At 49.2% G+C, this 22,673-nt stretch carries 25 protein-coding genes; 13 read left to right on the top strand and 12 right to left on the bottom strand.

The genetic code is table 11. The features are described 5' to 3' along the window. Window positions 1-51 precede the first annotated feature (51 nt). The 3 genes from Q0991_RS03960 to Q0991_RS03950 form a co-directional block, all read right to left on the bottom strand. On the bottom strand, window positions 52-615 hold the full coding sequence (locus tag Q0991_RS03960; RefSeq protein ID WP_299485715.1) for a chemotaxis protein CheW: 564 nt from the start codon (window positions 613-615) through the stop codon (window positions 52-54). After that, window positions 616-981 carry a response regulator gene (locus Q0991_RS03955; RefSeq protein WP_299485714.1) on the bottom strand — a complete coding sequence of 122 codons (366 nt, stop codon included), beginning with the start codon at window positions 979-981 and terminating at the stop codon, window positions 616-618. 117 nt (window positions 982-1,098) lie between these two features. Beyond that, entirely contained in the window at window positions 1,099-2,328 is a 1,230-nt protein-coding gene (locus tag Q0991_RS03950) for a response regulator (protein WP_299485712.1), read from the bottom strand. A 312-nt stretch (window positions 2,329-2,640) separates the two neighbouring features. On the opposite strand from Q0991_RS03950, the gene Q0991_RS03945 reads away from it, so the two are divergent. From Q0991_RS03945 to Q0991_RS03935, 3 genes are all read left to right on the top strand, one after another. Next, window positions 2,641-3,729, top strand: a complete 1,089-nt coding sequence (locus Q0991_RS03945) for a DUF2817 domain-containing protein (protein ID WP_299485711.1) — start codon at window positions 2,641-2,643, stop codon at window positions 3,727-3,729. 171 nt (window positions 3,730-3,900) lie between these two features. Next, the gene (locus Q0991_RS03940; protein ID WP_299485710.1) at window positions 3,901-6,807 is read left to right on the top strand and encodes a BRCT domain-containing protein; all 2,907 of its coding nucleotides are present in this window, start codon (window positions 3,901-3,903) and stop codon (window positions 6,805-6,807) included. A 153-nt stretch (window positions 6,808-6,960) separates the two neighbouring features. Then, a complete protein-coding gene (locus tag Q0991_RS03935) occupies window positions 6,961-7,095 on the top strand; it encodes a hypothetical protein (protein WP_299485708.1) in 135 nt (44 codons plus the stop codon). 168 nt (window positions 7,096-7,263) lie between these two features. On the opposite strand, the gene Q0991_RS03930 is transcribed toward Q0991_RS03935, so the two are convergent. Both Q0991_RS03930 and Q0991_RS03925 read right to left on the bottom strand, forming a co-directional pair. Next, on the bottom strand, window positions 7,264-7,722 hold the full coding sequence (locus tag Q0991_RS03930; protein ID WP_299485707.1) for a DM13 domain-containing protein: 459 nt from the start codon (window positions 7,720-7,722) through the stop codon (window positions 7,264-7,266). A gap of 178 nt (window positions 7,723-7,900) precedes the next feature. Then, entirely contained in the window at window positions 7,901-8,485 is a 585-nt protein-coding gene (locus Q0991_RS03925) for a hypothetical protein (RefSeq protein WP_299485705.1), read from the bottom strand. A 129-nt stretch (window positions 8,486-8,614) separates the two neighbouring features. Between Q0991_RS03925 and Q0991_RS03920 the strand changes: the two genes are divergently transcribed. From Q0991_RS03920 to Q0991_RS03905, 4 genes are all read left to right on the top strand, one after another. Further along, window positions 8,615-9,079, top strand: coding sequence for a hypothetical protein (locus Q0991_RS03920; protein ID WP_299485703.1), 465 nt, complete (start codon window positions 8,615-8,617; stop codon window positions 9,077-9,079). A 179-nt stretch (window positions 9,080-9,258) separates the two neighbouring features. Then, window positions 9,259-9,501, top strand: a complete 243-nt coding sequence (locus Q0991_RS03915) for a hypothetical protein (RefSeq protein WP_299485701.1) — start codon at window positions 9,259-9,261, stop codon at window positions 9,499-9,501. Window positions 9,502-9,593: 92 nt separating this feature from the next. Continuing rightward, window positions 9,594-10,007 (top strand): SHOCT domain-containing protein, encoded by a 414-nt coding sequence (locus Q0991_RS03910; RefSeq protein WP_299485699.1) that lies wholly within the window; start codon window positions 9,594-9,596, stop codon window positions 10,005-10,007. 14 nt (window positions 10,008-10,021) lie between these two features. Then, window positions 10,022-10,543, top strand: a complete 522-nt coding sequence (locus Q0991_RS03905; RefSeq protein WP_299485697.1) for a ComEA family DNA-binding protein — start codon at window positions 10,022-10,024, stop codon at window positions 10,541-10,543. Window positions 10,544-10,677: 134 nt separating this feature from the next. Here the strand turns inward: Q0991_RS03905 and Q0991_RS03900 are convergent, their stop codons facing one another. After that, window positions 10,678-10,788, bottom strand: a complete 111-nt coding sequence (locus Q0991_RS03900; RefSeq protein WP_299485695.1) for a photosystem II protein Y — start codon at window positions 10,786-10,788, stop codon at window positions 10,678-10,680. An 83-nt stretch (window positions 10,789-10,871) separates the two neighbouring features. Further along, window positions 10,872-11,417 (bottom strand): gamma carbonic anhydrase family protein, encoded by a 546-nt coding sequence (locus tag Q0991_RS03895; RefSeq protein WP_299485767.1) that lies wholly within the window; start codon window positions 11,415-11,417, stop codon window positions 10,872-10,874. Window positions 11,418-11,559: 142 nt separating this feature from the next. Here Q0991_RS03895 and Q0991_RS03890 point away from each other — a divergent pair, with 142 nt between their 5' ends. The 4 genes from Q0991_RS03890 to Q0991_RS03875 all read left to right on the top strand — a co-directional run bounded on the left by Q0991_RS03890 (window position 11,560) and on the right by Q0991_RS03875 (window position 13,611). Beyond that, window positions 11,560-12,066 (top strand): TIGR02652 family protein, encoded by a 507-nt coding sequence (locus Q0991_RS03890; RefSeq protein WP_299485693.1) that lies wholly within the window; start codon window positions 11,560-11,562, stop codon window positions 12,064-12,066. 87 nt (window positions 12,067-12,153) lie between these two features. Next, complete coding sequence (locus Q0991_RS03885; RefSeq protein WP_299485691.1) at window positions 12,154-12,594, top strand: VOC family protein; 441 nt, start codon at window positions 12,154-12,156, stop codon at window positions 12,592-12,594. A 44-nt stretch (window positions 12,595-12,638) separates the two neighbouring features. After that, window positions 12,639-13,196 (top strand): hypothetical protein, encoded by a 558-nt coding sequence (locus Q0991_RS03880; RefSeq protein WP_299485689.1) that lies wholly within the window; start codon window positions 12,639-12,641, stop codon window positions 13,194-13,196. A 154-nt stretch (window positions 13,197-13,350) separates the two neighbouring features. Continuing rightward, window positions 13,351-13,611: a hypothetical protein gene (locus Q0991_RS03875; protein ID WP_299485687.1), complete on the top strand. Its 261-nt coding sequence runs from the start codon at window positions 13,351-13,353 to the stop codon at window positions 13,609-13,611. A gap of 4 nt (window positions 13,612-13,615) precedes the next feature. On the opposite strand, the gene Q0991_RS03870 is transcribed toward Q0991_RS03875, so the two are convergent. The 3 genes from Q0991_RS03870 to Q0991_RS03860 all read right to left on the bottom strand — a co-directional run bounded on the left by Q0991_RS03870 (window position 13,616) and on the right by Q0991_RS03860 (window position 20,004). Further along, window positions 13,616-17,149, bottom strand: a complete 3,534-nt coding sequence (locus tag Q0991_RS03870; protein ID WP_299485685.1) for an AAA-like domain-containing protein — start codon at window positions 17,147-17,149, stop codon at window positions 13,616-13,618. 4 nt (window positions 17,150-17,153) lie between these two features. Next, a complete protein-coding gene (locus Q0991_RS03865) occupies window positions 17,154-18,821 on the bottom strand; it encodes an AAA-like domain-containing protein (RefSeq protein WP_299485683.1) in 1,668 nt (555 codons plus the stop codon). Between the two features lie 166 nt (window positions 18,822-18,987). Continuing rightward, window positions 18,988-20,004, bottom strand: a complete 1,017-nt coding sequence (locus Q0991_RS03860) for a YHYH protein (RefSeq protein WP_299485681.1) — start codon at window positions 20,002-20,004, stop codon at window positions 18,988-18,990. A gap of 128 nt (window positions 20,005-20,132) precedes the next feature. Here Q0991_RS03860 and Q0991_RS03855 point away from each other — a divergent pair, with 128 nt between their 5' ends. After that, window positions 20,133-20,738, top strand: a complete 606-nt coding sequence (locus Q0991_RS03855) for a nucleoside triphosphate pyrophosphatase (protein ID WP_299485679.1) — start codon at window positions 20,133-20,135, stop codon at window positions 20,736-20,738. Here Q0991_RS03855 and Q0991_RS03850 read toward each other — a convergent pair. Continuing rightward, entirely contained in the window at window positions 20,722-21,270 is a 549-nt protein-coding gene (locus tag Q0991_RS03850; RefSeq protein WP_299485677.1) for a L,D-transpeptidase, read from the bottom strand. The two genes, Q0991_RS03855 and Q0991_RS03850, sit on opposite strands and share 17 nt — an antisense overlap. Before the next feature lie 324 nt (window positions 21,271-21,594). Here Q0991_RS03850 and Q0991_RS03845 point away from each other — a divergent pair, with 324 nt between their 5' ends. Continuing rightward, on the top strand, window positions 21,595-22,197 hold the full coding sequence (locus tag Q0991_RS03845) for an SMI1/KNR4 family protein (protein WP_299485675.1): 603 nt from the start codon (window positions 21,595-21,597) through the stop codon (window positions 22,195-22,197). Between the two features lie 43 nt (window positions 22,198-22,240). Here the strand turns inward: Q0991_RS03845 and Q0991_RS03840 are convergent. Then, window positions 22,241-22,673, bottom strand: a 433-nt coding sequence (locus tag Q0991_RS03840) for an acyl-CoA dehydrogenase family protein (protein WP_299485673.1), incomplete at its 5' end; no start/stop codon positions are given.

The raw sequence follows: 22,673 nt of genomic DNA, 5'->3' as shown, positions 1-22,673 counted from the left end.
GCTGTATAAGGTATAGAGAAAGCGGTCAACTTTGTGTTGGTGGGTCCAGACCTAGGTGGGATATAAAGCCGGTGCTTTAGCTAGGGCTGGTGGATAAAGGATATACATCGTTTGTTGGTCCTGCTGGCACGCCCCGGAAACGTAAGGACTGAGGTTTGCCGGACAAAGGGAAAGGTCGGTTTGCAATTGCTCTGCTTGTAGCCGGGTTACCCCTTGAATGTGGGGCACGGCCCAACCCAATAAAGCCTCTTCATTCCCCGACCGTTGATAATCAGAACGGGGGACTCGAACCACAATCATGCTATAGCGACGTTGGCTACCGGTGACATCGGGATAGCCCAATAACTGGGACAGATTAACCACACAGAAGACCTGGTCTCGGGAATTCATCAATCCCAGCACCGATCGGGCCATATTGGGGATGGGGGTAATCTGTTCAGCCTCGACCATCAAGGACTCTTGAACATGTTCCATCGACAGGAGAGCGCCAATCCCTTCTGTCACCGTAAATCTCAGATAGGGCTGACCCGTGAGTTGGGTGGACTGAAAGAGCTGGGGCAGCAGTTCTTGCAGCCGCGACAGAGAAGTTGTAGAGGCAGTGGGTTGTTGAGTCATTTATTTCATGGCCGCTCTCAGGGCACTGACGAGTTCTTGTTTGGTGCAGGGCTTGGTGACGTAGGCTTCCACCCCTTGCTTGGCAGCCCACATGCGATCCACATCCCGGTCTTTGGCCGTGCAGGCTACTACGGGAATATCGGCGGTTTCTGGATTCTTACGCAGCTTACGGGCTAGGTCTAACCCCCCCATTTTGGGCATCATCCAATCGGTAACGATGGCATCGGGCTTGTTCTGATTGACTTTTTCCAACGCTTCAGCACCATTTGTGGCTGTGACAATGGTGTAGCCTTCTTCTGTCAAATACTGGCAGAGTAAGTCCAGTTCGGATTGGAGGTCATCGACAACTAAGATTTTGCTGCTCATGGTAGGTCCTTGGATCGCTAATTTAGTGAACAAGTAGGCGGGGGGTAAGCGCTGAAATGGATGGGTTGGGGACAGACTCGCTACTGACTTGAAGGCTTTGGAACTAACCCGATGCCTCTAAGCTGGATTGAGTTGAGTCAAGTATTTTTCCACCACTTCTGTAAGGCCTTTTTGGGTAAAAGGTTTGGTGAAATAATCGGTGGCTCCGGCTAATTTGGCCCGGGCCTTATCAATGAGCCCGGTATTTCCCGTCACCATAATGATCGGGGTTTCGTCAAAGACAGCACTACTTCTCAGCAAACTACACAGACGGTAACCGTTGATTTTGGGCATTGTGATATCGAGCAAAATCAGATCGGGCTTGATCCGAAAGATGACAGAAGAGGCTTGAATGGGATCATCTACGGTAGTGACTTCGTACCGAGTGTTCCCTAAAAACCGCTCAATCTCACTCAAAATGGTTGGGCTGTCGTCAATGCAGACAATCTTAAAGACTCGCTGGGCCGCCTGGGCCGCCTGAGCTGCTTGGGTGACCGTCGGCATTTTGGGTACAATCGGAATCCGAGGGAGTTGGTCAAAGGGCGGTTGAGGGTTCCGTAGAAAAATGACTTGCTGTTTCACGTAGGGACCAAAGAGTTGAGCAATATGCAGCTCGTCCTGTTTGAGCAATACTGAAAGCTGACGAATACTGAATCCTCGACTCATTAACTGGGCTAATTTTGTCAAAGCTTCTGGGGATAGTTTGCCACCCGTCACTGGTTTGCTGATGTGGCGGAAATCTAACAGGTAGGGACGTTGATAGGGAGACCAAATCTGTGGGCAGCAACTTTGCCAACCCCTCATGCGCTGCTTAAGGAATCGGACCGTATCGACCAAATCTAGCAGCGGTATTTGCCCCAACACTAGGGTTACCCATGCTGGTGAAGGGGTTCCATTGTCCCAAGTTGCCCTGGCTTGACGCAGCCATAAAAAGGTTTCCAGGGCATCTTGGGTCATATCTTCAATCAGTTGCCGGGATTGGATCTCATCCAGGGCCTGGCGATCTTGTAGCCACATCATTGAGCGTTGAATAAGGCCCTGAGCTTGTGTTGCGGTCGTTCCCTCCACTACCTCAGCGGCAGGTGGCATTTCCTTTAGGACATTAAATGCTTGGTCTAACCCTTGTCGGCACAGAAAATAGCTGAGCTGGGCCAGGGTTTGGACAGAGCAATCGACATACCGCAGGTCTCCCTCATTCAAATAGATATGCCAGACAGATTTGCCATTACTAACCTTAAGAACACCAGTGGCGCCAGAGCTTGACAGCTCAGTGAGCAGTTGATACGGATCAAACTTCGATGGTTCCATAGGCATTAATGCAATGAAGGGAAGCAAGCGTTAGTAGTAGACGAAGTTGCAGAAACATTCAAGAGAATTTTATTCAATATTCTACAGCTATTCTTTAGGTTTTGTTACAAAAAGAAATTTTTCTTAGTAAAATAATTTATATTCTACCTGCCTAGTTTTGTAACTTAGATCAGTGATTTCGCGGATTTTTTTCCGTTTCCATCCGCTAACTGTTGACACTCAGCTCGGTCTAAGGAGCATTGGCTAAAGGACAAGCTCGATCCGTTAAACTCACTCCATAGAAATTCGAAAGAACGAGTATTCCGCTTCAAAATGTCTGTGTTTCCCTCCGATTATTGGCAAGCGCGCGATCGCTTCCGGCAAGCCGCCCAGTCCTTAGCCTGTGTTCTGGAAACTCACCCCATCAAAGCCCTGGGGCCACAAGACCAATCCTTAAGTATGGACGTGGCCCGTTATGGCTCTAAATCTCCCCAAATAACGCTGATCCTCTCCAGTGGTCTGCATGGGGTAGAAGGCTATTGCGGCTCGGCCATTCAGGTGGCAACGTTAACCGAACTGTTGCCCAATCTGACATTGCCCAAAGGAGTGGCGGTGCTGTTGATCCATGCCCTCAACCCCTATGGCTTTGCCTGGAACCGCCGTTGTAATGAAGACAATATCGATCTCAATCGTAATTTTCTATTGCCAGGACAAGCCTTCGCGGGAAGTCCCGATGCCTATGCGCAGCTCGATGCTTTTCTCAACCCTCGGCAGCCGCCAAACCCACGCGATTCCTATCTTCTCAAACTGTTGGGTTATACCGTTCGATATGGTGTATCGTCCCTCAAACAAACGCTACCTGTTGGCCAGTATGATTTTCCCCAGGGGATCTTTTTCGGGGGTCAAGCGCCTGCCCAGACTCAACGGATTTTGGCGACCCAATTGCCGAACTGGTTGGCACAAACCCAGCAGGTCTTGCATCTCGATTTACATACGGGGCTAGGGCGCTGGACGGCTCCTACCTTTCTCGTCAAACCCCAAGCCGATCAAAAGGATCTGCCCTGGTTTCAACAAACCTTTACTGCTGAAGGTCTGCAAATCCTCGGACAGCAAGGCGCGACCTATGTCTGCCAGGGGGATATTGGTCCCTGGTGCCAGGCTTTAATGTCGGACTGTGACTATCGATTTGCCACGGTTGAGTTTGGCACCTATCCGCTGCTGCCTGTGCTAAAAGCCATTCGGGCCGAGAATCAGGCCCATTGGTGGGATCAGCCCACTTCTTCTACTTATCAATGGGCAAAATCTTTGTTACTCGAAGCCAATGCTCCCTCTCGTTTAGCTTGGCGGCAGATCGTCGTCACCCAGGGGGTGGCTTTAGTCCACCAAGCCCTTGAGGGGTTAAACGGCTCATCTCATACCTAAAAAATCAGAGTAGAAATAAGTATTTTTAGGTATAAAGCTTATTGCAAAAGACGAGACCGAGAGAATCTTTGTCGCCAATGTCCTAGCATTTCTCAGCAGAGAACGTCAGGATAAAAGAAGGGAATTCGTTTCCTGATTGTCATCATCGTTGCAAAGGTTACTGTTACGTCCATGCCTGAATTGTCCAGTTTTCTCGATGTTCGTTTGGTCCTAGAAAGTTTAGGGGGTCTTCTGTTAGGAGCGACCACTGTGGATACGCTTCGACAGCGACAGCGCCAACGGCAGCTCACATCAGCCTCAGCCAAGCAACAGCAGGCGCTGACGAAGGCCCAAACCCAACTACAGGGTGATGTGGACACTTTAAAAGCAGAAAAGCAGACCTTCTCGACAGTGTTGGCAACCGCGCAACAGGAGGCAGCGGCCCAAACGCAGGAGATTGCTGATTTAACCGAGCAAGTGTCCCAACTGCAGGACCAACTGCAAGCGGAGAAGTGCGATCACCAGAACCAACAGGCACAACTCCTAACGCTCCAATCAGAACGAGACGCCCTGCAGGAGCAGAACCAGCAATTATCCACCGAACTCGAAAAACAAAGCGCCACTGCAGCAGATCTAGAAACGCTAACCACAGCCAAAACCCAAGCTGAAGTGGACCTCCGCCAAGCTCAATCCAAAATGCGTGGACTGCAGCTCCAAATCGAGCAGTTCACTCAAACACAGGAACCCTTAAAAGCAAAGTTAGCAACAGCTGAACAAACCATCGCTACCCTGACTGAAAATAATGAGCAACTTCAAGGGCAATTGCGAGATCTATCGCAAGACCACCAGCAGGTTGAATCGGAATATGGACAAGCACAATCCGTGATTCAGGCGCTTGAGCAGCAAAACGCCACTTTAACAACAACATCAGAGCAGCTAAAGACCCAGCTTCAGGAACAGTCCCAACGGGAGCAGCAGCGTCAAAATCTGGCCACTGAAGTCGCCGATCTGCAAGCACAGATCACGGCATTAACCACTGAAAGACAGACGTTAACCACCACAGTAGAACAGGTTCAAGCCGATCGAGATGCCCTCACGCAGCAAGTCGATACCCTCACGGGTGCCCAGCAACAACTGACCCAGGCCCGGGATGAAATGGCTCAGAACTTAGCGGCCCTTACCCAGACCCATCAACAACTGATAACAGAGCATCAACAACTGACCGCCCAGTGGCAAACCCTCAGTCAAAGCCAGGATGAATACCAAACCCTGACTCAAGAGAATCAAGCCCTAACAGCCGTTATCAGTGCCCAAGAACAGGAAATCGCCAGCCTAAAAAACCGCTTGGACACCACTAAACAGACCCAACAGCAACTGGCGGAAGAGTACGAAGTGGCTCAAACATCTTTGGCGGCTTTAGAAACTCAAGATACCGATCTAAATACCGAGTTGACGCATGATCTGCAAGATGCCCATACGTTGATTGATACCCTCCGCCAGCAGGTCCGTGAACTGGAGCAGACCCTTGAAACCCAGGCGGTTGACTCAGGATCAGAGCTGGAAGAGCGAAACCAGGCCCATCAGCAGCTTTCTGCAGATTTAACGGATGCTCAAGATACCATTGCGACCCTCCGTCAGCAAATTCAGGATTTGGAACAGAACAATCTAGCCCAAGCGACGAAGCAAGATCAGAGGGGCCAAAGGCAAGCAGAAGCGATCGCAACGCTGGAGAACCAACTTCAGACCCTGCAAACGGAACGGGATACCCTCAACCAACAGCTCGCTGAGCACCAAGTTCAACTGCAGCAAGAACGTAACGGATTTCAAACCCAGTTAACGAAACACCAAAATCAACTGATACCGCTCCAGAAACAGATTACAGACTTAGAGCAGCAGCAGCAGACCTTAGAAACCGCTTTACAAACTACAGAAACCCGCAATAGTCAACTCGAACAGCAGCTTGAGGCTACACGACAAGATTGCACCCAATTCCAGCAGGAACTCCAACGCCAACAGCAACAGTTAAACCAGGCTGAACAGCAGTGCCAAGCTTCGGAGCAGGAGAAAACCCGCTTGGCAACCGCCCTCAAGGAAGCCGAGTCACTTCCCGTATCCTTGCAAGCTGAACTCCAGTCAGCCCAAACGGAGCAGGCCCAACTGCAACAGCAGCTCACTGATTTAACCCAGACCAATCTAGACTTGCAAACCGCCCTAGATCGAGTTCCTGATATTGCCACGGTGGAAGCGGAGTTAACTCAAGTGAAAGGAGAGTGCGATCGCATCACCCAAGCTTGGCAAACTGCCGAAAACACCATTCAAACCCTAACCGCAGAAGTTGAGCAACTCACCCATACCCAACAGACCCTGCAATCAACGTTGTCCCAAACCCAAAAAGAGACAGCGTCGTTCCAATCAGAGAACCAAGCCTTAGAACAGCAGATTCTTGAGCTGCAATCCGCTACCAGCGCTGCAGAACAGCAGCTTCAAGAGATGACGACTGCTCGCAACCAATTACAGCAGACCTACAACGCTGCTACGGCCGAAATAGCCACCCTGCAGCAAAAAATTCAGACCCTAGAACAACAGGCAGCTGAATTGCCTGACCTGGGCGATGCCTTGCCAGAAGAGATGATGGTGGCGCTGAAGGAGGCGGATCAGCACATTACCCACCTAGAGGCCCAAGTTAAAACCCTTAAACAAGAAAAAACCGAGCTAGAAAAAGCCATGAAAATGGCCAAGGACGTGGTCTCTCATTTTGAACAGCAGGTTGAACAACTCACCCTGGAAAAACAACAGCAGCCGTCAGTTGCGGCTCCAGCGATTGCGCCAGAAACGGCAAATATTGAGGCTGACCTCCCCCTCGCAGGTCAAAGTTTTGTGATTACGGGCAAGCTAGCTCAATTGAGTTATGAACAAGTGAAAACAGTTATTCAGGAAGCAGGAGGCACCATCAATGCCCATCCGAGTTCAAAAACGAGCTACGTGGTCGTTGGTAACGCGCCTGGGAATAAGCTGAAAAAGGCAGAAAAATACAATATTCCCCAACTATCGGAGCAACAATTGATGGAACTATTGGGAGTAGATCGATCGCTGGAATGAATAGGAAGAGGGCTAGCCGTTTATTGCAAAATTTTGCAGTCCTCAAAGAAATATAGAATTCCATTTCTCTCGCGTTAGTAAACCCGACTCACCCTAAAAAAGCATGGGAGAATCGCATTTGGATTTTTGGTCCTATGCTCAAGGAGTTTTTTCATGACGGTGCGAACCATTACAGATCAACAAACGACGATTCAGTTTTCGGGCTATAAGCTCGATGATGCTGACGCTTGGCTGGAACTTTTAAGAGAAAATGGGCGCCCCGTTCACGGAGAATTAGCGAAGCGCTAGGTCTTTCCCGATATGGGTGCTGTCTGTCGTTAGATTAGAGTTCCTCTTCTGAAGCAATACCCTCGAGCGATATCGAGGGTATTTTTTGATCTCATTTTTAGGTGGAAAATAGCTGCTGATAAGACTTAATTCGATCAAAATATCAGTCCGTTCGGCAACCTAACAAGTTTAGCTAAGGGGGGCATACCCAAAGGTGACATTAAACTGTCTACACCACAGGGCGACGGATGCATAGTCTGCCAAGTCAATGTTGCTGGGAATTTCGTAAAGCTGCTTGCCCCTAAATTGTTGCAAAGGAGCAAGGGTTATATACGAACCTTCATCGATAGAATTGGGCACAATGGACTGACGGGATAAAACCACTTTTACATCTGGCCCATTCCCCGTACTGAAATCAGAACTCAATTCCAAATAGCGTTTACCGTTTTTGGTGATAATTTGCGCAGAACCCGTAGACTGCTTTTTAACGGTGACAAATTGACCCGACGAAATCACCGATTTTTTAGCCACTAGAAAAGAATTTTCACTCGGATTTCCGGGTGCAGAAGGCTTTGCCGCTAGGCTTGGCTGAACCACATGGGCAGCCAGTAAAACGGCAGATAAGGTGCCAAAGACGAGACGTTTCATTGCGATTTCCCTGTAAGACTGAACTTATCCCTAATGATGCCGAGCCATTTTGAGAAGGATTTGATCTACGCCTGAGAAGCCCATAAATAAACTTGAGGATTTGCTGAGAATGTCCCCTTCCCTGAATAAACAAGTCTCACTGCTAAAAATTAGCTTTTTGACAAGATCATTGAGTCGCCTAGCTGGAAATCGCAATTAATATCACCCCCAACAGGAGCATATACCCAATTATTACCCCAGTCAGAATCATGCCAGCGATTGAACGCGGTTCTTGATTGGCGGTTCCTAGAGGCTTTAAAAGTCGGTTGAGAATATAGCGAAATTTTGTGTAGTAGATCAAACCCCAAAGGGGCGTTCTGTGGATCAGATAGGTGTGCTGATTTTGATCTAAAGCAGCAGGCAAGTAGAACTGGGCAAAGCGAATCTTGGTTCTTTGCTGGCAAAGCTGTTGGGCTTCTAAATCGACTTGATCGGCAATGTACGCGACTAAAACAGCATTCCCAGATTGAAACCCCCTCGGTAAGGGGGACTGATTGGACTGTTGAGCCTTCTGCATTAAGGCGGTCTGATCCGTTTCCATGACCTGCGCCGTTAAGAGAGAAACCCGACGAACAAAGACGGTGTAATTGACCCATGTGAATAGACAGTCCCAATTAAATGTTCTGCGAGCGGCAATAATTGTGTCTGGGGTCACTTCCAGAATTCGGAAGTTAAGACAGGTTAGTTCTTGTTGTTGAAGCCACAATGGATGATCTGCACTCATAGATTCAAGCGTCGTCTCTCGGAAAAGATTTAAACAAAAAGTCACCCGTCCATCGTCACCCTCATGTCGGGACTGGGTGTTGGTTATCCTAAAATAGCTCCACCGTTTGAACAATAGCCTGATCGGATTATGTTACCCCTTAAACCCAGTCCTTTCACCCACATCAAAAAACTGAGTCAACTCTTCTTCGTTTTGATATTAGGGTTGGGGGGGTGTGGCAATCCGCTAGGTGAGGAAATTATTTGTGACAAATTTGACGATGGCCTGAAAATTACACAGTGGCCTCAGAGTGCCCGTATCCGTCAAGAGAACTGCTATTCGGGGTTCAATCCCACTTATCAAGCAGAATTTACAATTACTCCGCAAGATCTACCTGTTCTGAATCAGCAAGTTCCCTTTCAAAAAATCAAGCAGTGGCGTCAGGAAACCACCAGCCAGATCTTTTCGGATTCTAGGTTGCAACAGAAGGGGACACAGATGAATTCGCTGTTATATGCAGACTTCTCGGACGGAACTACCTTGATGGAAGTACTGATCGATACCAGCAACCCCAAAATGTATGTGGTTTATGTCTCTCACTCCTATGTGGATTAGGGCTCCAGCCCACCTGCACCGCTGCTTCATGAAACTTGACCCTCAAACGATGCCATTTTATTTTGTCTTGGCTAGAATAAACGAACCTTACCCCTCTTCACTCTTCTAAATCTTCCCCAACGGCGATTTTCGAGCACAAGCTCGCCCCTATCGCCCCCCTTCATCAGGAGTGATTTCCCATGCTTTGTCAAACGTGTCAACGCCAGACCCGTTGCTTAACTCACCAACTGGCGGAACAGGATCAACATCTAAAGAGAATGCTGAACCAATTGCAAGGTTGCCAGCGCCACGCCCCAATGCCATCCCAACGGTCCCCGAAGCCGTATCTAGTACGAGTGCTTCAATGGATGGAATCGTTATCCCTGAGAATCACCCGATATTTCCATATTCCTGCTTGGCTACTGGGTAAGCAACAACGATAGTTTGCCACCTTGTCCGTCATCCATTTCAATTCCTTGCACCAATAGATCAGCAATGTGTTAGAACTAATCCAACGTGCAGCCCCTTCTGACGGATGACTCTTGACGCCAATCAACCCAACCTCGGCCTACCCAGACCCAAAAATCGGACAGTAGCCATCACCCTAGCCTTGGCGGGCCTTATTCTACCCGGCCTGCATAAAATCTACTTGGGCCAAATGCGCTGGGGGCTGATCTATATGATTCCGGGCCTCTTGTGGGCGTCTTTACCGATTGCCACCCTAACCCGGATTGCGAGTGTTTGTGACGCCCTGGTTTATCTGTCTCAAGGAGATGATCGGTTTCATCAAGCCTTTAACCCAGCTTGGCCTCAACCCGCTCAACCCACTCTCGAACCGGCGCAAATGAATGCGATCGCAGAGTCCCTCCGCCAACTTGAGAGCCTCCGCCAAGAAGGGTTAGTCACAGACTATGAATTTGAGCAGCAACGACGTCAACTCTTGGGGTAGGGGTTCTATTCACCATGCTTGATCGGTTGGCTCAATGGACACAGCCCAAGCTTCACGCTCGCATCCTGGCTGACCCCTATTATCGGTTTCAATCTTTAGCCGAAGTTGCCCTGGCTGCAGACCTGGGGGTCAGAATTGATGTGAATCAGGCCAGCGTGGATGACTGGCTCCGTCTCCCTGGGCTCTCTATTCACCAAGCCCGACAGCTCGTCCAGCTCACGCATAATGGGGTTCAGTTTTACTGCATCGAAGATGTCGCGGCTGCCTTATCGCTCCCGGTCCAACGAATGCAGCCGTTGGCAGCCATCCTACAATTTTGTTACTACGATAGTGCAGCCTTGGCAACTACGTTGAATCTCAACACAGCGACGGTAGAACAGTTGACGGGCATCCCCGGCATGACTTCGCGTATTGCTCGCCACATGATTCGCGATCGCATCGCCCATGGTCCTTTTCAAAACTTTGCCGATCTACAGCAGCGCATAAATCTGTCTGGAGAAACCGCTCAAGCCTTACTCCCTTATCTGCGATGCTAATGCTCCTTAGGCAAAATCAAAGTTAGCTTAAGCCTTAGTTGATTCAAGCTAACTGAATCAAATGGGAGGCTAACCGACGCTAGCCTCCCATTATGATTACCGTAGAAGGAGTACCTTGAACAATGACGTCCCGGTTACTTGTTCATGCCTTGCCATTGTTCGAGAGCAGCGGGGAAGATTCTGAACAACGCCCAACCACCAGCAACAGCAATAGGAGCCAAAACAATTAATAAACGTACATCCATGCTCAATGTCCTCTCAGAAATTTTTTAAAAGCACTTTTTAGCTATTGTCCTACAATTAGTCAGATTTTTCTAATCGAAATCCCTTAGACTTTACGCTCAACCGTTTTGAAACCCAAATCAGTCCCTCGATTGGCATGGACTAAAGCCAGCTTTTGGTAATGCCGAGCATGGTTCAGCAGATCGGCTGCTTCTGCTTCACTCACCTCTCGCAAGGGCTTAGCTGGAACCCCCACCCACAGGGAACGGGGTGGAACAGACTTGGAGACAACCGCTCCAGCGCCAATGATGCTACCAGCCCCAATATGAACCCCATTAAGAATAATGGCCCCAATGCCAATGAGTACCCCTGTCTCGATATGGGCTGAGTGAATGACAGCACGATGCCCCACTGTGACGTAATCCTCCAACACAGTGGGTTGTCCAGGATCGCCATGGAGAATGGCCCCATCTTGAATATTGGTATATTCACCCACTTCAATCCGTTCTACATCCCCTCGCAGCACAGCTCCATACCAAATGCTGGCCTCTGAGCGAATTTGCACATTGCCCAACACCGTAGCATTCTCCGCTACAAATGCCGCTAAGGACAGGTCAGGTGGAGACCAAAATTCAGGGGACGATAAACCCAATTGCTGATGCCAAAACGACGTTTCGATCCTACCGTGAATGAAGACGACTCCAGTCAGGGCCCAACCCAAAGCAGCGCTAATCACAGTTATAATGAAGCCACTTAAGCGACAATCCGCGTTCTTCGGTTCTTCCTCTGACTTCATGACACCTGTCAGCATGCACTATCCGATTTTTGGGCCTGAGACGCTCTGTCCCCATTGTCGGCAAAAGATGTCAGCTCTGACCCTTACGGATACTTACCTTTGTCAGCGTCACGGTGCTTTTGAAGCGGACCCTGAAACGGAAGACCTTGTTCATTTGCAATCAGGACGCCATTGGCGCTTGTGGGATGGGCAGTGGTATCGACAGCATACCCACCCCGATGGTATTCGCTTTGAGATTCATGAAGCCCTTGATCGGCTGTATACAGAGGGGTTTCGGGCCACGAAAGTCATTATTGCCCAGCGCTATCGAACCCTGATTAACACCTACTTAGAACAATCTCCATGGTCTGATAAAACTCTGGCTGGACGTCCTCGCCTCTACGGATTGCCGGTAGAGTTTGGGCCTGACCCGGTCGAAAATCCCCGTTGGCAAGTGATTAATTTCGATTTGGATAAGGAACCGGGAATCCCCGTTAATTCTCCCCACTCTCGTCTTTTTGATTAAGTCCTTTTGATCCCTCGCCTTGGGTTTATCGGGCTATGGTATATCTGGTAGCCGCACGGTTAGGATGGCGCGATGAAAGGACATCATATGTCAATTCGAACGGGAGATATTCATCGTGCGATCTCGTTTTACCAAACCCTAGATTTTGAAGTTATCGAACGCTTTACAACTGGGTATACTCTGGGGTGTTGGTTGGAAGGTCCCGCTGGCCGGTTGGAACTGATCCAAATCCCAGATCCGAAACCGCCAGCAGATGCCTTTGGGGATGAACATTACGTGGGCTATTATCATTTATCGATAGATATCACCGATGATCTCTCGCCAGGGCAAACCCTATCGACCTGGCTAGAACAATGGCGAGCCCGGCTAAAGGCGGCCTCAATCACCTTAAACGTGTTGCTCTATCCCATGCCCCAAACCATTGGCAAGCAGTCGTACCATGTCGCCTTTGCGGCTGATGCAGATGGTTTGCCGTTAGAATTCCTCCATAATCTAGGTCCCATATCTGCACCAGAGAGCTTGAAATAACCATTCACCCTTGTCACGCATCCCTGTCTCCGGAAACTCTGACTATGCTGGAAACCTGCCCCCGCTGCTCCCACCGCTTAGGCCCCCCCCTTAAATCAGGTCGTCAAGTTTGCGCAAATTGCGGCTGGTCCAGTGCCGCCCTCACTTCTCGTCGCACCCAGTCTGACCGAGAAGCTGGTGGGATTGGCAGTATCTTGCAAGTCTGTGGTCGCATTCTCAAGCGCATCTTTCAATATTTCAGCTCGTTGATCCAGCTATGGATGGGTAAACTGCAAAAATCGAGTCAAAATCCCAACGTCAAACCTAGCGGTGTCATGAAGGGGCTGGCAGATAAATTAAGTCATCTTGAACAGGCTATTCCCACGGAAGCGAACGATAACCAACGGCCCTGGATGACCCTAGAAGAAGCTTTTGTGCATTTGGGCGGGGACGTTCGCATCCCGACATCTGTAGTTCATTCTCTGGACGGACGGTCCCGTGTGCCCTTGGCTCGGTTTCGCGAATATTACAGTGAACAGGAATTTAGAGCCTATGGTCTGGAAATGAATCTAACCCGCCGTAGAGCCAATAAACCCTGGTTGCGAGAGTTACAAAAAGACTGAACGCGTTACTCACTCATCACCAAACTGGTTCGGCAGGTGGATACTCTACTGGTCTCTACTAAGATAAGCGCTGCTCGGTCTTCAAATTTAAACATAGCTCAAGCAAAGGACTAAGTGGGGCATCATGAAGAGCAAATAGGCTGTGGCTTCACCCGTGAAAAATCTGCTTATCCCCATGTTTATCTTGGGATGCATGAGTCTACTGGCAGGCTACTTCCGGTTTATTGTCGATGACAACGGCAATATTCCCTTAAATCGGTTTCGGCTGACGGGTTGTATCGGTGATGTTCTGGTGGGCATGGTGTTAGGAACCAGAGATTTATGCGCTCGCCAATTATCGGACAAGGCGAAATCTGCTTTGTTGGTCTATGGAGGGATTGCTCTATTGTTTCTGGGATTTCGCTTCAGTACCTAAGACGTTAAGGCTTGTGCAGGGCCGAGCAGAGGTGGCGATGCTGATGGCCCTGAGTATTATTTTTTAGAAAATTTGAGATCCAACGACAAGCATATTCCTCTTCCTTTGTCTGTAGAAGTTTCGCCAAATTCCAGCGCATTAGGGTTTGGTCATCGCTCGCTGAAACTAAGGATTTCCCATCTGGACTAAACCCAACGCTACGGATCGCACGATCATGTCCAATTAACGTTCGAACCAATGTGGCTGGTGTCGAGCTTGACAGATCAACCTGCCAGAGTTTGACCGTGTTATCCATAGCCGCAGACGCTAACCATTTGCCATCTGGGCTAATGGCGACCTCCTGGACCGCAGATTGATGATCAGGCAGGGTTTGAATTAATTGACCTGAAGGAGCCCACAGCTTGATATCGCTATCTTCTGAAGCCGAAGCAAACCACTGGCTGTTAGGACTGATGACCACACTTTGGACAGCCGCACGATGCTCGGATAGCGTTGCTTTTAAGGTGCCATCCCTTGTCCACAGTTTTAGGGTCTTGTCGAGAGAAGCGGAGACGAACCATTGACCGTCGGGGCTAAAACTAACATCACGAACGGTGGCTTGATGCCCCTCTAAAATTTGAAAGGGAGCCTGTTCCAATTGCCCTTGATCATCAAATTGCCAGCGTTGAATTGTATTGTCAGCGGATCCTATCGCTAACTGGTGACCATCGGGACTGTACTCTACTGACCATAGGCGGCTTGGAGTTGATCTTCGGGTGCGAAGTGAGCCATCTGCATTCCAGATATGAATATAGCCACCGCGATCCGTTGTCACGAGTTCTGGTTTGTTAGGGTGATAGGCCAACCCATGTAAGGGACCACCTAATTCAGGCGATATGACTTGAGGCACGGCTTCAAAGGTTGTTGATGTCTGACGATGCCAGCGATAAATTTTGTGGCTAGGGGAAATCGCTGCCAATTGCTGTCCATCCGGGCGATGGGCCACTTGGCTGAGAAAATCTGTGGGGCCAACTAACCGTTGCCAAAAGGGATTGTGAAGCTGCCAATAGCGCACTGTTCCGTCTTCTGAAGAAGATAATAAAAACTGACCATCTGGGCTAAATGTGACGGACCAAACGGTCGCTTGATGTCCCTTGAAGGTTCTCAATAACTGGCCATTTCGGTGCCAAAGTTTCACAGTTTTGTCGGATGACACCGAGGCGATTAGTTCACCATCGGGGCTAAACGCCATATCTCGGATTAAGGCACCATGCCCTGGCAACTCACTGACTAACTTCCCTTTTTTGGTCCTGATCTGAATTTTATGATCCAGCCCCGTCGCTGCAATATAGTTCCCGTTTGGGCTTAATCGTATGATTCGCAATAATTGGGGGGTTGGGGGCAGCTCCCGAATCAGGGTGCTATCGGCAGCGCGAATTTGAATGACATGACCTTTGTAGTTATTGGCAAGATAGCGACCATCCGCGCTGTGGCCAAAAAACTTCGTCTTGGTGATGGAGTTCATCAGTTCGCCTGTTCGGGTCCAAGACTGTACTTTGTGGCTATTCGTAGACGTCACAATCCGATCCCCCTTAGCATTGAAGACTAAGGCACGGACCTCAGCATCAAACGATGAAAGGGTATGAGTGACCTTGCCTTGTAAATTCCACAGCTTTACGGTTCTATCGGCTGAGGCTGAAGCAAGGGTTTGCCCATCTGGACTAAAGACGACTTGGTTGACCTCGGCTTGGTGATTAAACTTTTTCCATCGCCTTTGTCCATCCCAACCCCAAAGACTGACGGAGCCATCGGCAGCGGCAGTGGCAATTTGGGTGCCATCTGGACTAATCGCAACATGCTTGACCTTAACGCCTAAGGTTAGACGATTCCGCTCCACCATCCGGTGGACGTTACTACGGAGTGTGGCTTGGATCTCGTTCGCTAGACCATCAGCCCCCTTTTGCAGGTGATCAAGTTGTTGATGGGCTTGAATAATGTCGGAGAGGGCTTCAAGCTGTCGGTGGGAATCCATATTTCCCTGGGAAGAGGAGAGGAGCGCCCTAATGTTACTTTCTAGCGTCTTTTGCTCACTGGCCTGGGCCAATTCAGTCTGTTTTTGGGCCGTTTGTGCTTGCTGATAGGCAGCTCCTCCTAAGCCCACAGCAATTAAGAAGGCAATAGAGACGGTAATGGAGAAGCGCTTTTGCAGTTTGGTGGTTTGCTGTTCCTGTTGAAGCTGGATTTCAATAGCTCGTGCCCGTTCGGCTTCGAGGGTCATTTGAATCTGTTTGCGATCGCATTCCACAGACGCCGTTAAAAACTGATGATCCTCATCGCTAAGTCGCTTCCCTTGGGACCAGTCCAGCGCCTCTTGCAGGGTTTGACCACGCAATAACCGGGATTCATCTTGCTGCGCTGAGGCCAACCAAAATTCCAAAGACGCTTTGTAGGGACGGAGTCGGCCCAGCTGCTTCTCCACCCAAGCTTGATTGAAAACCTGGCGATAGATGGGGTTCTTAACCCGAAGTTGTCCGTCCTGCTTAACGACTAACCCCGATAGAATAAGGTCGGTTTGATCTGGGCTCTCTTCTGCCGGGATAGCGCTAGCCTTCAACACCTGCTGATAAAGTCCTAAGCGCCGACCAGCAGAAGCAGAATGATTGAGCAATCGATTCTGCACCGTTCTTAAATGTTCCGGTTCATCCTGGGATTCCCAATGCTGAAGGATATGGTCTTTCACAAGTTGCTCGACCCAGTTCGCTTCCTTCCCCGGTGCAATGCTGACAGCTTCATCGCTGGCTTGAGCCACGAGTTGACAGAGCTTTTGGGTCAGAAACGGCTGACCTTGGGTCCAGTACAAAATCGCAGCTAAGATTGCATCGGCATCCCTACCCTGCAAATCCAACCCCTGGGCCAATATCTTACTTTCCGCCACCGTAAAACCTTGGAGAGGAATAGCAGTCCCCAAATTAAAGGGCGTACGCTGACGGTTTTGGATTAGGTCCGACGGTGTGGCTACGCCAAAAAGGGCAAAGTTGAGTCGACAGTAGTCTGGATCCACTGCCCGTTGGTTATAGCAAAAGCGAATCAGGGCAAAGAAGTCATCGACAGAAAAGGGCAATCCCAAAATACTGTCGATCTCATCGATAAAAATCACCAGTTGCTGATCGGGGAACTGATCTAACAGCCCGTCCTTGATAAATCGACTTAATCGCTGCAGTAAAGAAATATCGGCTTCGTCTTGCCACCAAGATTTGAAGTCGAACTGGCGGATCAGCTTAAAGTTGCGCCATAGATCTTTGATCACCCCCTTATACCACTGCAAGGGAGTGATGTTCTCGCTACCGATATTGGTCATATCGACAACTGCACATCGATAGCCCTCCGCCTGCAAACGGTGACGTGTCTGCACGAGTAGGGATGATTTGCCCATTTGCCGAGCGTTCAGGACATAGCAAAACTCGCCGCGTTTTAGGGCAGCATAGATCTGCTGATCGGCTTGCCGGGCAATATAGGTCGACGCATTGGCTGTAAGACTGCCACCAATCTGATATCGCATAAGCTTAAGGCTGGTCGGCAACCTGAACGCGATCGCGCCCTAATGCTTTAGCCTGATATAGCGCCTGATCTGCCGCTTTGATTAAACTGGCCGGGTGCTGATTGAGCGTAGGAATAACACTGGCTATCCCCATACTGGCTGTGACAATTTTGACGGCAATCGGAGAACGAGCATGAATAATCTGTTTCTCTTTGATGCAGTTCAGTATCGTCTCAGCCATTTGGGCAGCACTTTCTGCAGTGGTGAGGGGCAACACCACTACAAATTCTTCGCCACCATATCGCGCCACTAAGTCTGATGCCCGATGGGCACACTTTTGAATGGCTTGAGCAACCTGTTGTAGGCACTGGTCTCCAGCCTGATGACCGTAGGTATCGTTGTAGAGCTTAAAACAGTCCACATCTGCCAAGATCACAGCTAAAGGTGCCTGCATCTCGGCCAATTGATGCCACTTCGCATGAATAAATTCGTCAAAGGACCGACGATTAGCCACTTGAGTGAGGGCATCTAGATTAACAAGCTGTTTTAAATGGGTATTCTCCTCTTCTAGTTGCGCTAACCGTTTCCGCCAGGCATCTAGTTGACTGAAGGTTTTGTGGACGAAAAACTGTCTGTAGAGTTCACAGGAGGTCAGACACTCATTTCCCCGCAGTTCCACTAACCCTAAACTATTAAGCTTATAGGCGATGACTGGTTCTAACTCAACACCGTTCCTTGCAGATACCACATGTTTGAGGGCAGCAGCTAACTCCGGTTGCTGATTCAGCGTGGTTAAGAGCTTCTGGAGATGATGGCGGTAGATGCTCGTTTGGGTAGGGGCCTCTTGCAAAAACCTGTCTAAAGTCTTTTGGCCATAGCTGATGTCATACAAGGCCATATTGACCAGCGCAGGACGTCCACCCACCAAGTTCATTAACTGCTGCGCCTCATGGTCGGATTCCCAGCCCAAACCATAGGCATAGGCTAATGCTTTAACTTGGGCCAAATTAAACGGCGGCAATCGAATCGGCAAGCCCACATTAAACGGCGAGTGGTTGATATTCAGGGGAACATACACTTCCGTGGAGTGACTGACTAGAAGTCGGAGATGCTGAAAAACATCCCCTTGTTTGGCTTGCTCATGCCAAAAGCGTAACAGGGGCAAAAAGTCGACGGCGATGGCGACATGTTCAAAAATCTCTTCAACGTGCTGAAGGGCAATGACCAGGGGGGTATCTAACTCAGCCAGCAGATAATCTTCAAAATACATGGTGCAGCTTAGCTTCGCCCCAATGTCGTTATCCCAATAGTCATCTAAACAAGAGGGCGTTCTAAGCTGATAAGTGACGCTAGCGCAGAACCACCGTAAAAACTTGCCAATATTGGTAAAAATGTCTTGATCCGCGGTTTGAAAGTTGATCGTTACCGTCTGATAGCCCTGGGCGCGAGCATAAGCAGTTAGCCGCAATAATAGGGAACTTTTCCCCATACCTTGGGGAGCCTGAATACGTACTAAGCCGCCTGGTTTCTCGATGCCCTGATAGGCCTGGGCTTCAAGGGGTAATCGCTCAATATAGAGGGATGAGTCTAACGCGATCGCACCGCTAGGAAAGTGAAGATCTGCAGGATCAATTGGGGGTCGTGTTGGAGCAGAAGAAGGATGGTCGAGTGGAGACTCAGAAACCGTGTTCATTCTAAATAGAGGCCTAGCCGAAAGTTGAGCAAAACCAGGAGGTCATTTGGTTTGAGCCTATTGTGCCCAGAACGGATGGTCATTCTCAAGTCCGCTTCAACTCTGCTTGGTTGAGAGTTCTTATCGTCCCCCATAGACCCCACGATAACTGCAAGCACTGAGGGGTTTAATGGCGGTGCCGAGGCGGAGGGGGCCAATGCCCAGGGTGTGGCGGGCGTCGATGCTTGGGTGGTCGGTGCCGAGGCGGATGATGTCCAGGAGGATGTTGCCCACTAGGATGAGAGGGGGGCTGGGAGGGTCTGCGTGGGGGAGGAGGATTATTGCGGGCAAAACTTGAATCAGGCGTGCCTCGAAAACACCTGGGAATAAACGGATAAGTCTCAGTAATGTAGTAGTGATAGATCCTTTGGGGATAGTCTGGGGTGACACCAACCCGGCCATTACACTGGTCCAGATCGCCTGCGCCCTGAACAAACTGATAGTCCTGCTCAAAAGTCCCATCATATAGCCCTAGGGGGCCGTCGGGTCTTCGGCCTGACTTTAACCGATAACTCGGTTTCATTTGTTTTAGCTCTGAATTGGCATCTTGGGCATCGGTATAGCCCTTAAGAGCGTAGATGGGAAATCCATCGGCTGCATATCCCACCAAAATCATCGATTGGGTTGAGGAGAGAGAGGCAATTAAACCTGTAGGCAACCCATGATAGTGATATGCTCCGGTCGGCTGAACGTGGGCATGATGGTCATCTAGTCCCAAATTGATAGACCCTGACAAGGCATTGTATCGCCATCCTGATTGGCGATCGTTATTCCAGAACTCTGCCGTTCCTGGATCAAACGGCACTCCATTCAGTGCCACACCAAACGGCTGCCTTCTCATGGGGGTAATGGTTGCTGCTTGTTGGGGACGGACAGGAACGCGATACTGATGCTTTTGGGGTGAGATGCGGTTAGGGTTACCCCGATTTGGAAAGTTGCCTGGCTGATGATCAGGGATGCCGTTACTGGTGATGTAGCGATAATCCCCCTTTACTTCAAGGGTGACTTGATTTTGAAACGCTAGGTTTTGAGCAATGGCGGACGCCCCTTGGGGATGGGTTTGAGCAGCGGACCCTAGCCAAAGGGGTAAACAGATGATGCTCCAATGTCCGAACTTTATTCCCCATGTTCGCAGCTTACCCATAGAATGATCGTCAACCCCATATCCCTAGAGACGCACTCAGTTTACCCACTTCCATGGGCATGAATGACACCTTTACCTAGGGCTAAAGGAAGACTAACTCCTCTAGACATATAGCCGTTTGGTATCCTATGACGATTCCTTTTATTTTGGCGTCTGCCTCCCCCGCTCGTCGGCAACTGCTGAAGACGGTCGGTATCGATCCGGTGGTACTCCCTAGTCATTTTGACGAAACTCAGATCACCACGACGGATCCGGAAGCCTTGGTGACCACCCTCGCTACAGGCAAAGCTGAAGTGGTTGCCCACCAGCAACAGCCCCCTGCGCTAGTGCTGGGATGCGATTCGGTGTTGGAGTTAGGGGGCGAAATTTATGGCAAGCCACAGGGGATTGAGGATGCGATCGCAAGATGGCAAACCATGCGCGGTCAAACGGGACGCTTGCTCACCGGGCATACCCTGATCGATCTCAAGCAAAACCGTCAACTTGTCCGTTGCCAAATTACCGAAGTGGATTTTGCTCCCCTCACGGATGGTCAAATTCGAGCCTATGCAGAAACAAGTGAACCCTTACACTGTGCAGGCTGTTTTGCTTTGGATGGCCGCGGTGGACTATTTGTGGATCAGATTAGGGGCTGCCACAGCAACGTGATTGGCCTGAGTTTACCCTTACTACGTCAGATGTTATTAGAGCTGGGATACAACGTGACCGACCTTTGGTCTAGCGAATCACCTTAACGGGGGTACCGACCGCAACCAGCTCAAACAGCTCTTGGATATCTTCGTCATACATCCGCACACAGCCGTGAGACGCCGCTGAACCGACGGACGATCGATTGGGAGTGCCGTGAAATCCAATCCAGTTCTTGCCATTGGTCCAGAATCCCAACCAACGGGTACCGAGGGGATTATCGAGGGCGCCGCCAGGAATGACGTACCCTTTACCCCGAAAAGGATTTTGCCAGGGTGGATTGCGGACTTTGGTCTTGACTGCAAAGTCCCCCACGGGCGTGGGCCATCCCGCTTTTCCAACTGCCACTGGATAGGATTTGAGGATCTGATCGTTTTGAAATAAGGTGACTCGACGACGGCTAATACTGAGTTCTAAGCGGCGAGTTGCATGGGCACTAGGTAAATAATTTCGAGGTTGCGCCAAGTTGGGCAAAGGCGTTTCTGGAATGTTTCTCTCTACTGCTTCAGCTCTATCAAATAAAGTTAGCGTACCAATAGATATTGCAATACAGGCAATCTTAATAAATTCGATTTTCATGGAAAATAGAAAAACAGCAGAGGATTCTCTGAGCTAAATATATGGAGAATAGGAAAGGTGTCTTCTCCCAATCTAGCCGATGGCTATTGGATAAGCAATATTTGTTTTTCTTGAAAATTTAATTTATTTAAATAGTTCTATTTAATGTTTTTTATGCATCAACTGTGTTTTTAACTAAAGCCTTAGTCACTAGATATTTGATGGATATGAGTCTGGTCGAATTGTTTCTATAGGTAAGTTTTGGCAACTGGAGCAACTACCATTGATAACCTACTTTAAGCTGTTTTAAATCTCTAAAATTGATACGGATAAAGGAGATTCCAAATGATTGCTGAAAGCTGGGAGACGATCATCGAGTGGGGCAATCGCAATGCCCCAGAAATGCTCGAAGATCTAAACCCTGGAGCATCGGAAGAGCAAATCGCAGCATTGGAAGCAGAACTCGGCCAACCCATCCCAGCAGACTTTCGCGCAAGCTTGCTCATTCACAATGGTGAAAGTGGCGGATGGCCCTGCAAAGTATTTGCTGACTATGGTGCTTATCTTGGAACTGAAAGCATTCTTGAAAATTGGAAACAGAGAAAGCAAGTTGCTGCTGAAGTCGAGAATTACGCAGATGAAATGCCTGATCAAGAACAACAAATTCGTGATGGCATCATCTTTGTTGAAGGACCAGTTCGAGCAAAGTTGTTTTTACCTGAATGGATTCCGATCATGGACTGCAACGGCGATGTTTTTTGGGCACTGGATATGAATCCAGCAGAAGGGGGAATTTCAGGCCAGATTATTGCGGTTGATTGGGAAGGCTGTTCATGGATGGTCATCTCAGATTCTTTCGGATCGTTCATTCGTGATTACGCCCAAGAACTGGAGAATGGAGCATACCGAGTCGTTGATGGACAGCCAACCAAAGAGGACAACCAATAACAAATCATTAGGATCAAATAAGGAGAACACATCAAGGTCATTTCTAGAGTATTTCTTGAGCATTGCCCAACGCTAACTGACCTGCCAGCTTACGCTGTACCTCCTCACGCATGGGATGATAACGAGCGCCTTGAGCATCACGAAATAGTTTTTCTAGACCATAAGGACGATGAAATGCGAGTCCACCCGTAATTTCCATAGCAGCATCCACTACCTTCAACACCGACTGGGTGATCAAAGTACGACCCATCATTATCTGGTTGGTAGTTTCGATACTTGGTGATTGAGAGGCTGCTATAGCAATCATCTGCTGAAGCACCAACTTTGCGTTCGTTAAATCATTCTCTAGACCACCTACCAAGTAACAAGCGTGATCGTCATCTCGTCGTTTTTGAGCATTCTGGATTGTTAGATCCCTGGCTGCTTCAGCAATGCCCACGTAGACCGAGTAAATGATAGGAATGGCAATCAGTGTA

This window comes from Acaryochloris sp. IP29b_bin.137 (genome assembly GCF_028285745.1).
Taxonomy (GTDB): Bacteria; Cyanobacteriota; Cyanobacteriia; order Thermosynechococcales; family Thermosynechococcaceae; genus Acaryochloris.
The sequence above is the reverse complement of the archived record's forward strand: the minus strand, read 5'-3'. Positions and strand labels throughout refer to the sequence as shown.

Excerpts from the sequence above, each read along its gene's own strand:
- Q0991_RS03960 (WP_299485715.1), bottom strand. The coding sequence starts at position 615 with ATGACTCAACAACCCACTGCCTCTACAACTTCTCTGTCGCGGCTGCAA.
- Q0991_RS03955 (WP_299485714.1), bottom strand. The coding sequence starts at position 981 with ATGAGCAGCAAAATCTTAGTTGTCGATGACCTCCAATCCGAACTGGAC.
- Q0991_RS03950 (WP_299485712.1), bottom strand. The coding sequence starts at position 2,328 with ATGGAACCATCGAAGTTTGATCCGTATCAACTGCTCACTGAGCTGTCA.
- Q0991_RS03945 (WP_299485711.1), top strand. The coding sequence starts at position 2,641 with ATGTCTGTGTTTCCCTCCGATTATTGGCAAGCGCGCGATCGCTTCCGG.
- Q0991_RS03940 (WP_299485710.1), top strand. The coding sequence starts at position 3,901 with ATGCCTGAATTGTCCAGTTTTCTCGATGTTCGTTTGGTCCTAGAAAGT.
- Q0991_RS03935 (WP_299485708.1), top strand. The coding sequence starts at position 6,961 with ATGACGGTGCGAACCATTACAGATCAACAAACGACGATTCAGTTTTCG.
- Q0991_RS03930 (WP_299485707.1), bottom strand. The coding sequence starts at position 7,722 with ATGAAACGTCTCGTCTTTGGCACCTTATCTGCCGTTTTACTGGCTGCC.
- Q0991_RS03925 (WP_299485705.1), bottom strand. The coding sequence starts at position 8,485 with ATGAGTGCAGATCATCCATTGTGGCTTCAACAACAAGAACTAACCTGT.
- Q0991_RS03920 (WP_299485703.1), top strand. The coding sequence starts at position 8,615 with ATGTTACCCCTTAAACCCAGTCCTTTCACCCACATCAAAAAACTGAGT.
- Q0991_RS03915 (WP_299485701.1), top strand. The coding sequence starts at position 9,259 with ATGCTTTGTCAAACGTGTCAACGCCAGACCCGTTGCTTAACTCACCAA.
- Q0991_RS03910 (WP_299485699.1), top strand. The coding sequence starts at position 9,594 with ATGACTCTTGACGCCAATCAACCCAACCTCGGCCTACCCAGACCCAAA.
- Q0991_RS03905 (WP_299485697.1), top strand. The coding sequence starts at position 10,022 with ATGCTTGATCGGTTGGCTCAATGGACACAGCCCAAGCTTCACGCTCGC.
- Q0991_RS03900 (WP_299485695.1), bottom strand. The coding sequence starts at position 10,788 with ATGGATGTACGTTTATTAATTGTTTTGGCTCCTATTGCTGTTGCTGGT.
- Q0991_RS03890 (WP_299485693.1), top strand. The coding sequence starts at position 11,560 with ATGACACCTGTCAGCATGCACTATCCGATTTTTGGGCCTGAGACGCTC.
- Q0991_RS03885 (WP_299485691.1), top strand. The coding sequence starts at position 12,154 with ATGTCAATTCGAACGGGAGATATTCATCGTGCGATCTCGTTTTACCAA.
- Q0991_RS03880 (WP_299485689.1), top strand. The coding sequence starts at position 12,639 with ATGCTGGAAACCTGCCCCCGCTGCTCCCACCGCTTAGGCCCCCCCCTT.
- Q0991_RS03870 (WP_299485685.1), bottom strand. The coding sequence starts at position 17,149 with ATGCGATATCAGATTGGTGGCAGTCTTACAGCCAATGCGTCGACCTAT.
- Q0991_RS03865 (WP_299485683.1), bottom strand. The coding sequence starts at position 18,821 with ATGAACACGGTTTCTGAGTCTCCACTCGACCATCCTTCTTCTGCTCCA.
- Q0991_RS03860 (WP_299485681.1), bottom strand. The coding sequence starts at position 20,004 with ATGGGTAAGCTGCGAACATGGGGAATAAAGTTCGGACATTGGAGCATC.
- Q0991_RS03855 (WP_299485679.1), top strand. The coding sequence starts at position 20,133 with ATGACGATTCCTTTTATTTTGGCGTCTGCCTCCCCCGCTCGTCGGCAA.
- Q0991_RS03850 (WP_299485677.1), bottom strand. The coding sequence starts at position 21,270 with ATGAAAATCGAATTTATTAAGATTGCCTGTATTGCAATATCTATTGGT.
- Q0991_RS03845 (WP_299485675.1), top strand. The coding sequence starts at position 21,595 with ATGATTGCTGAAAGCTGGGAGACGATCATCGAGTGGGGCAATCGCAAT.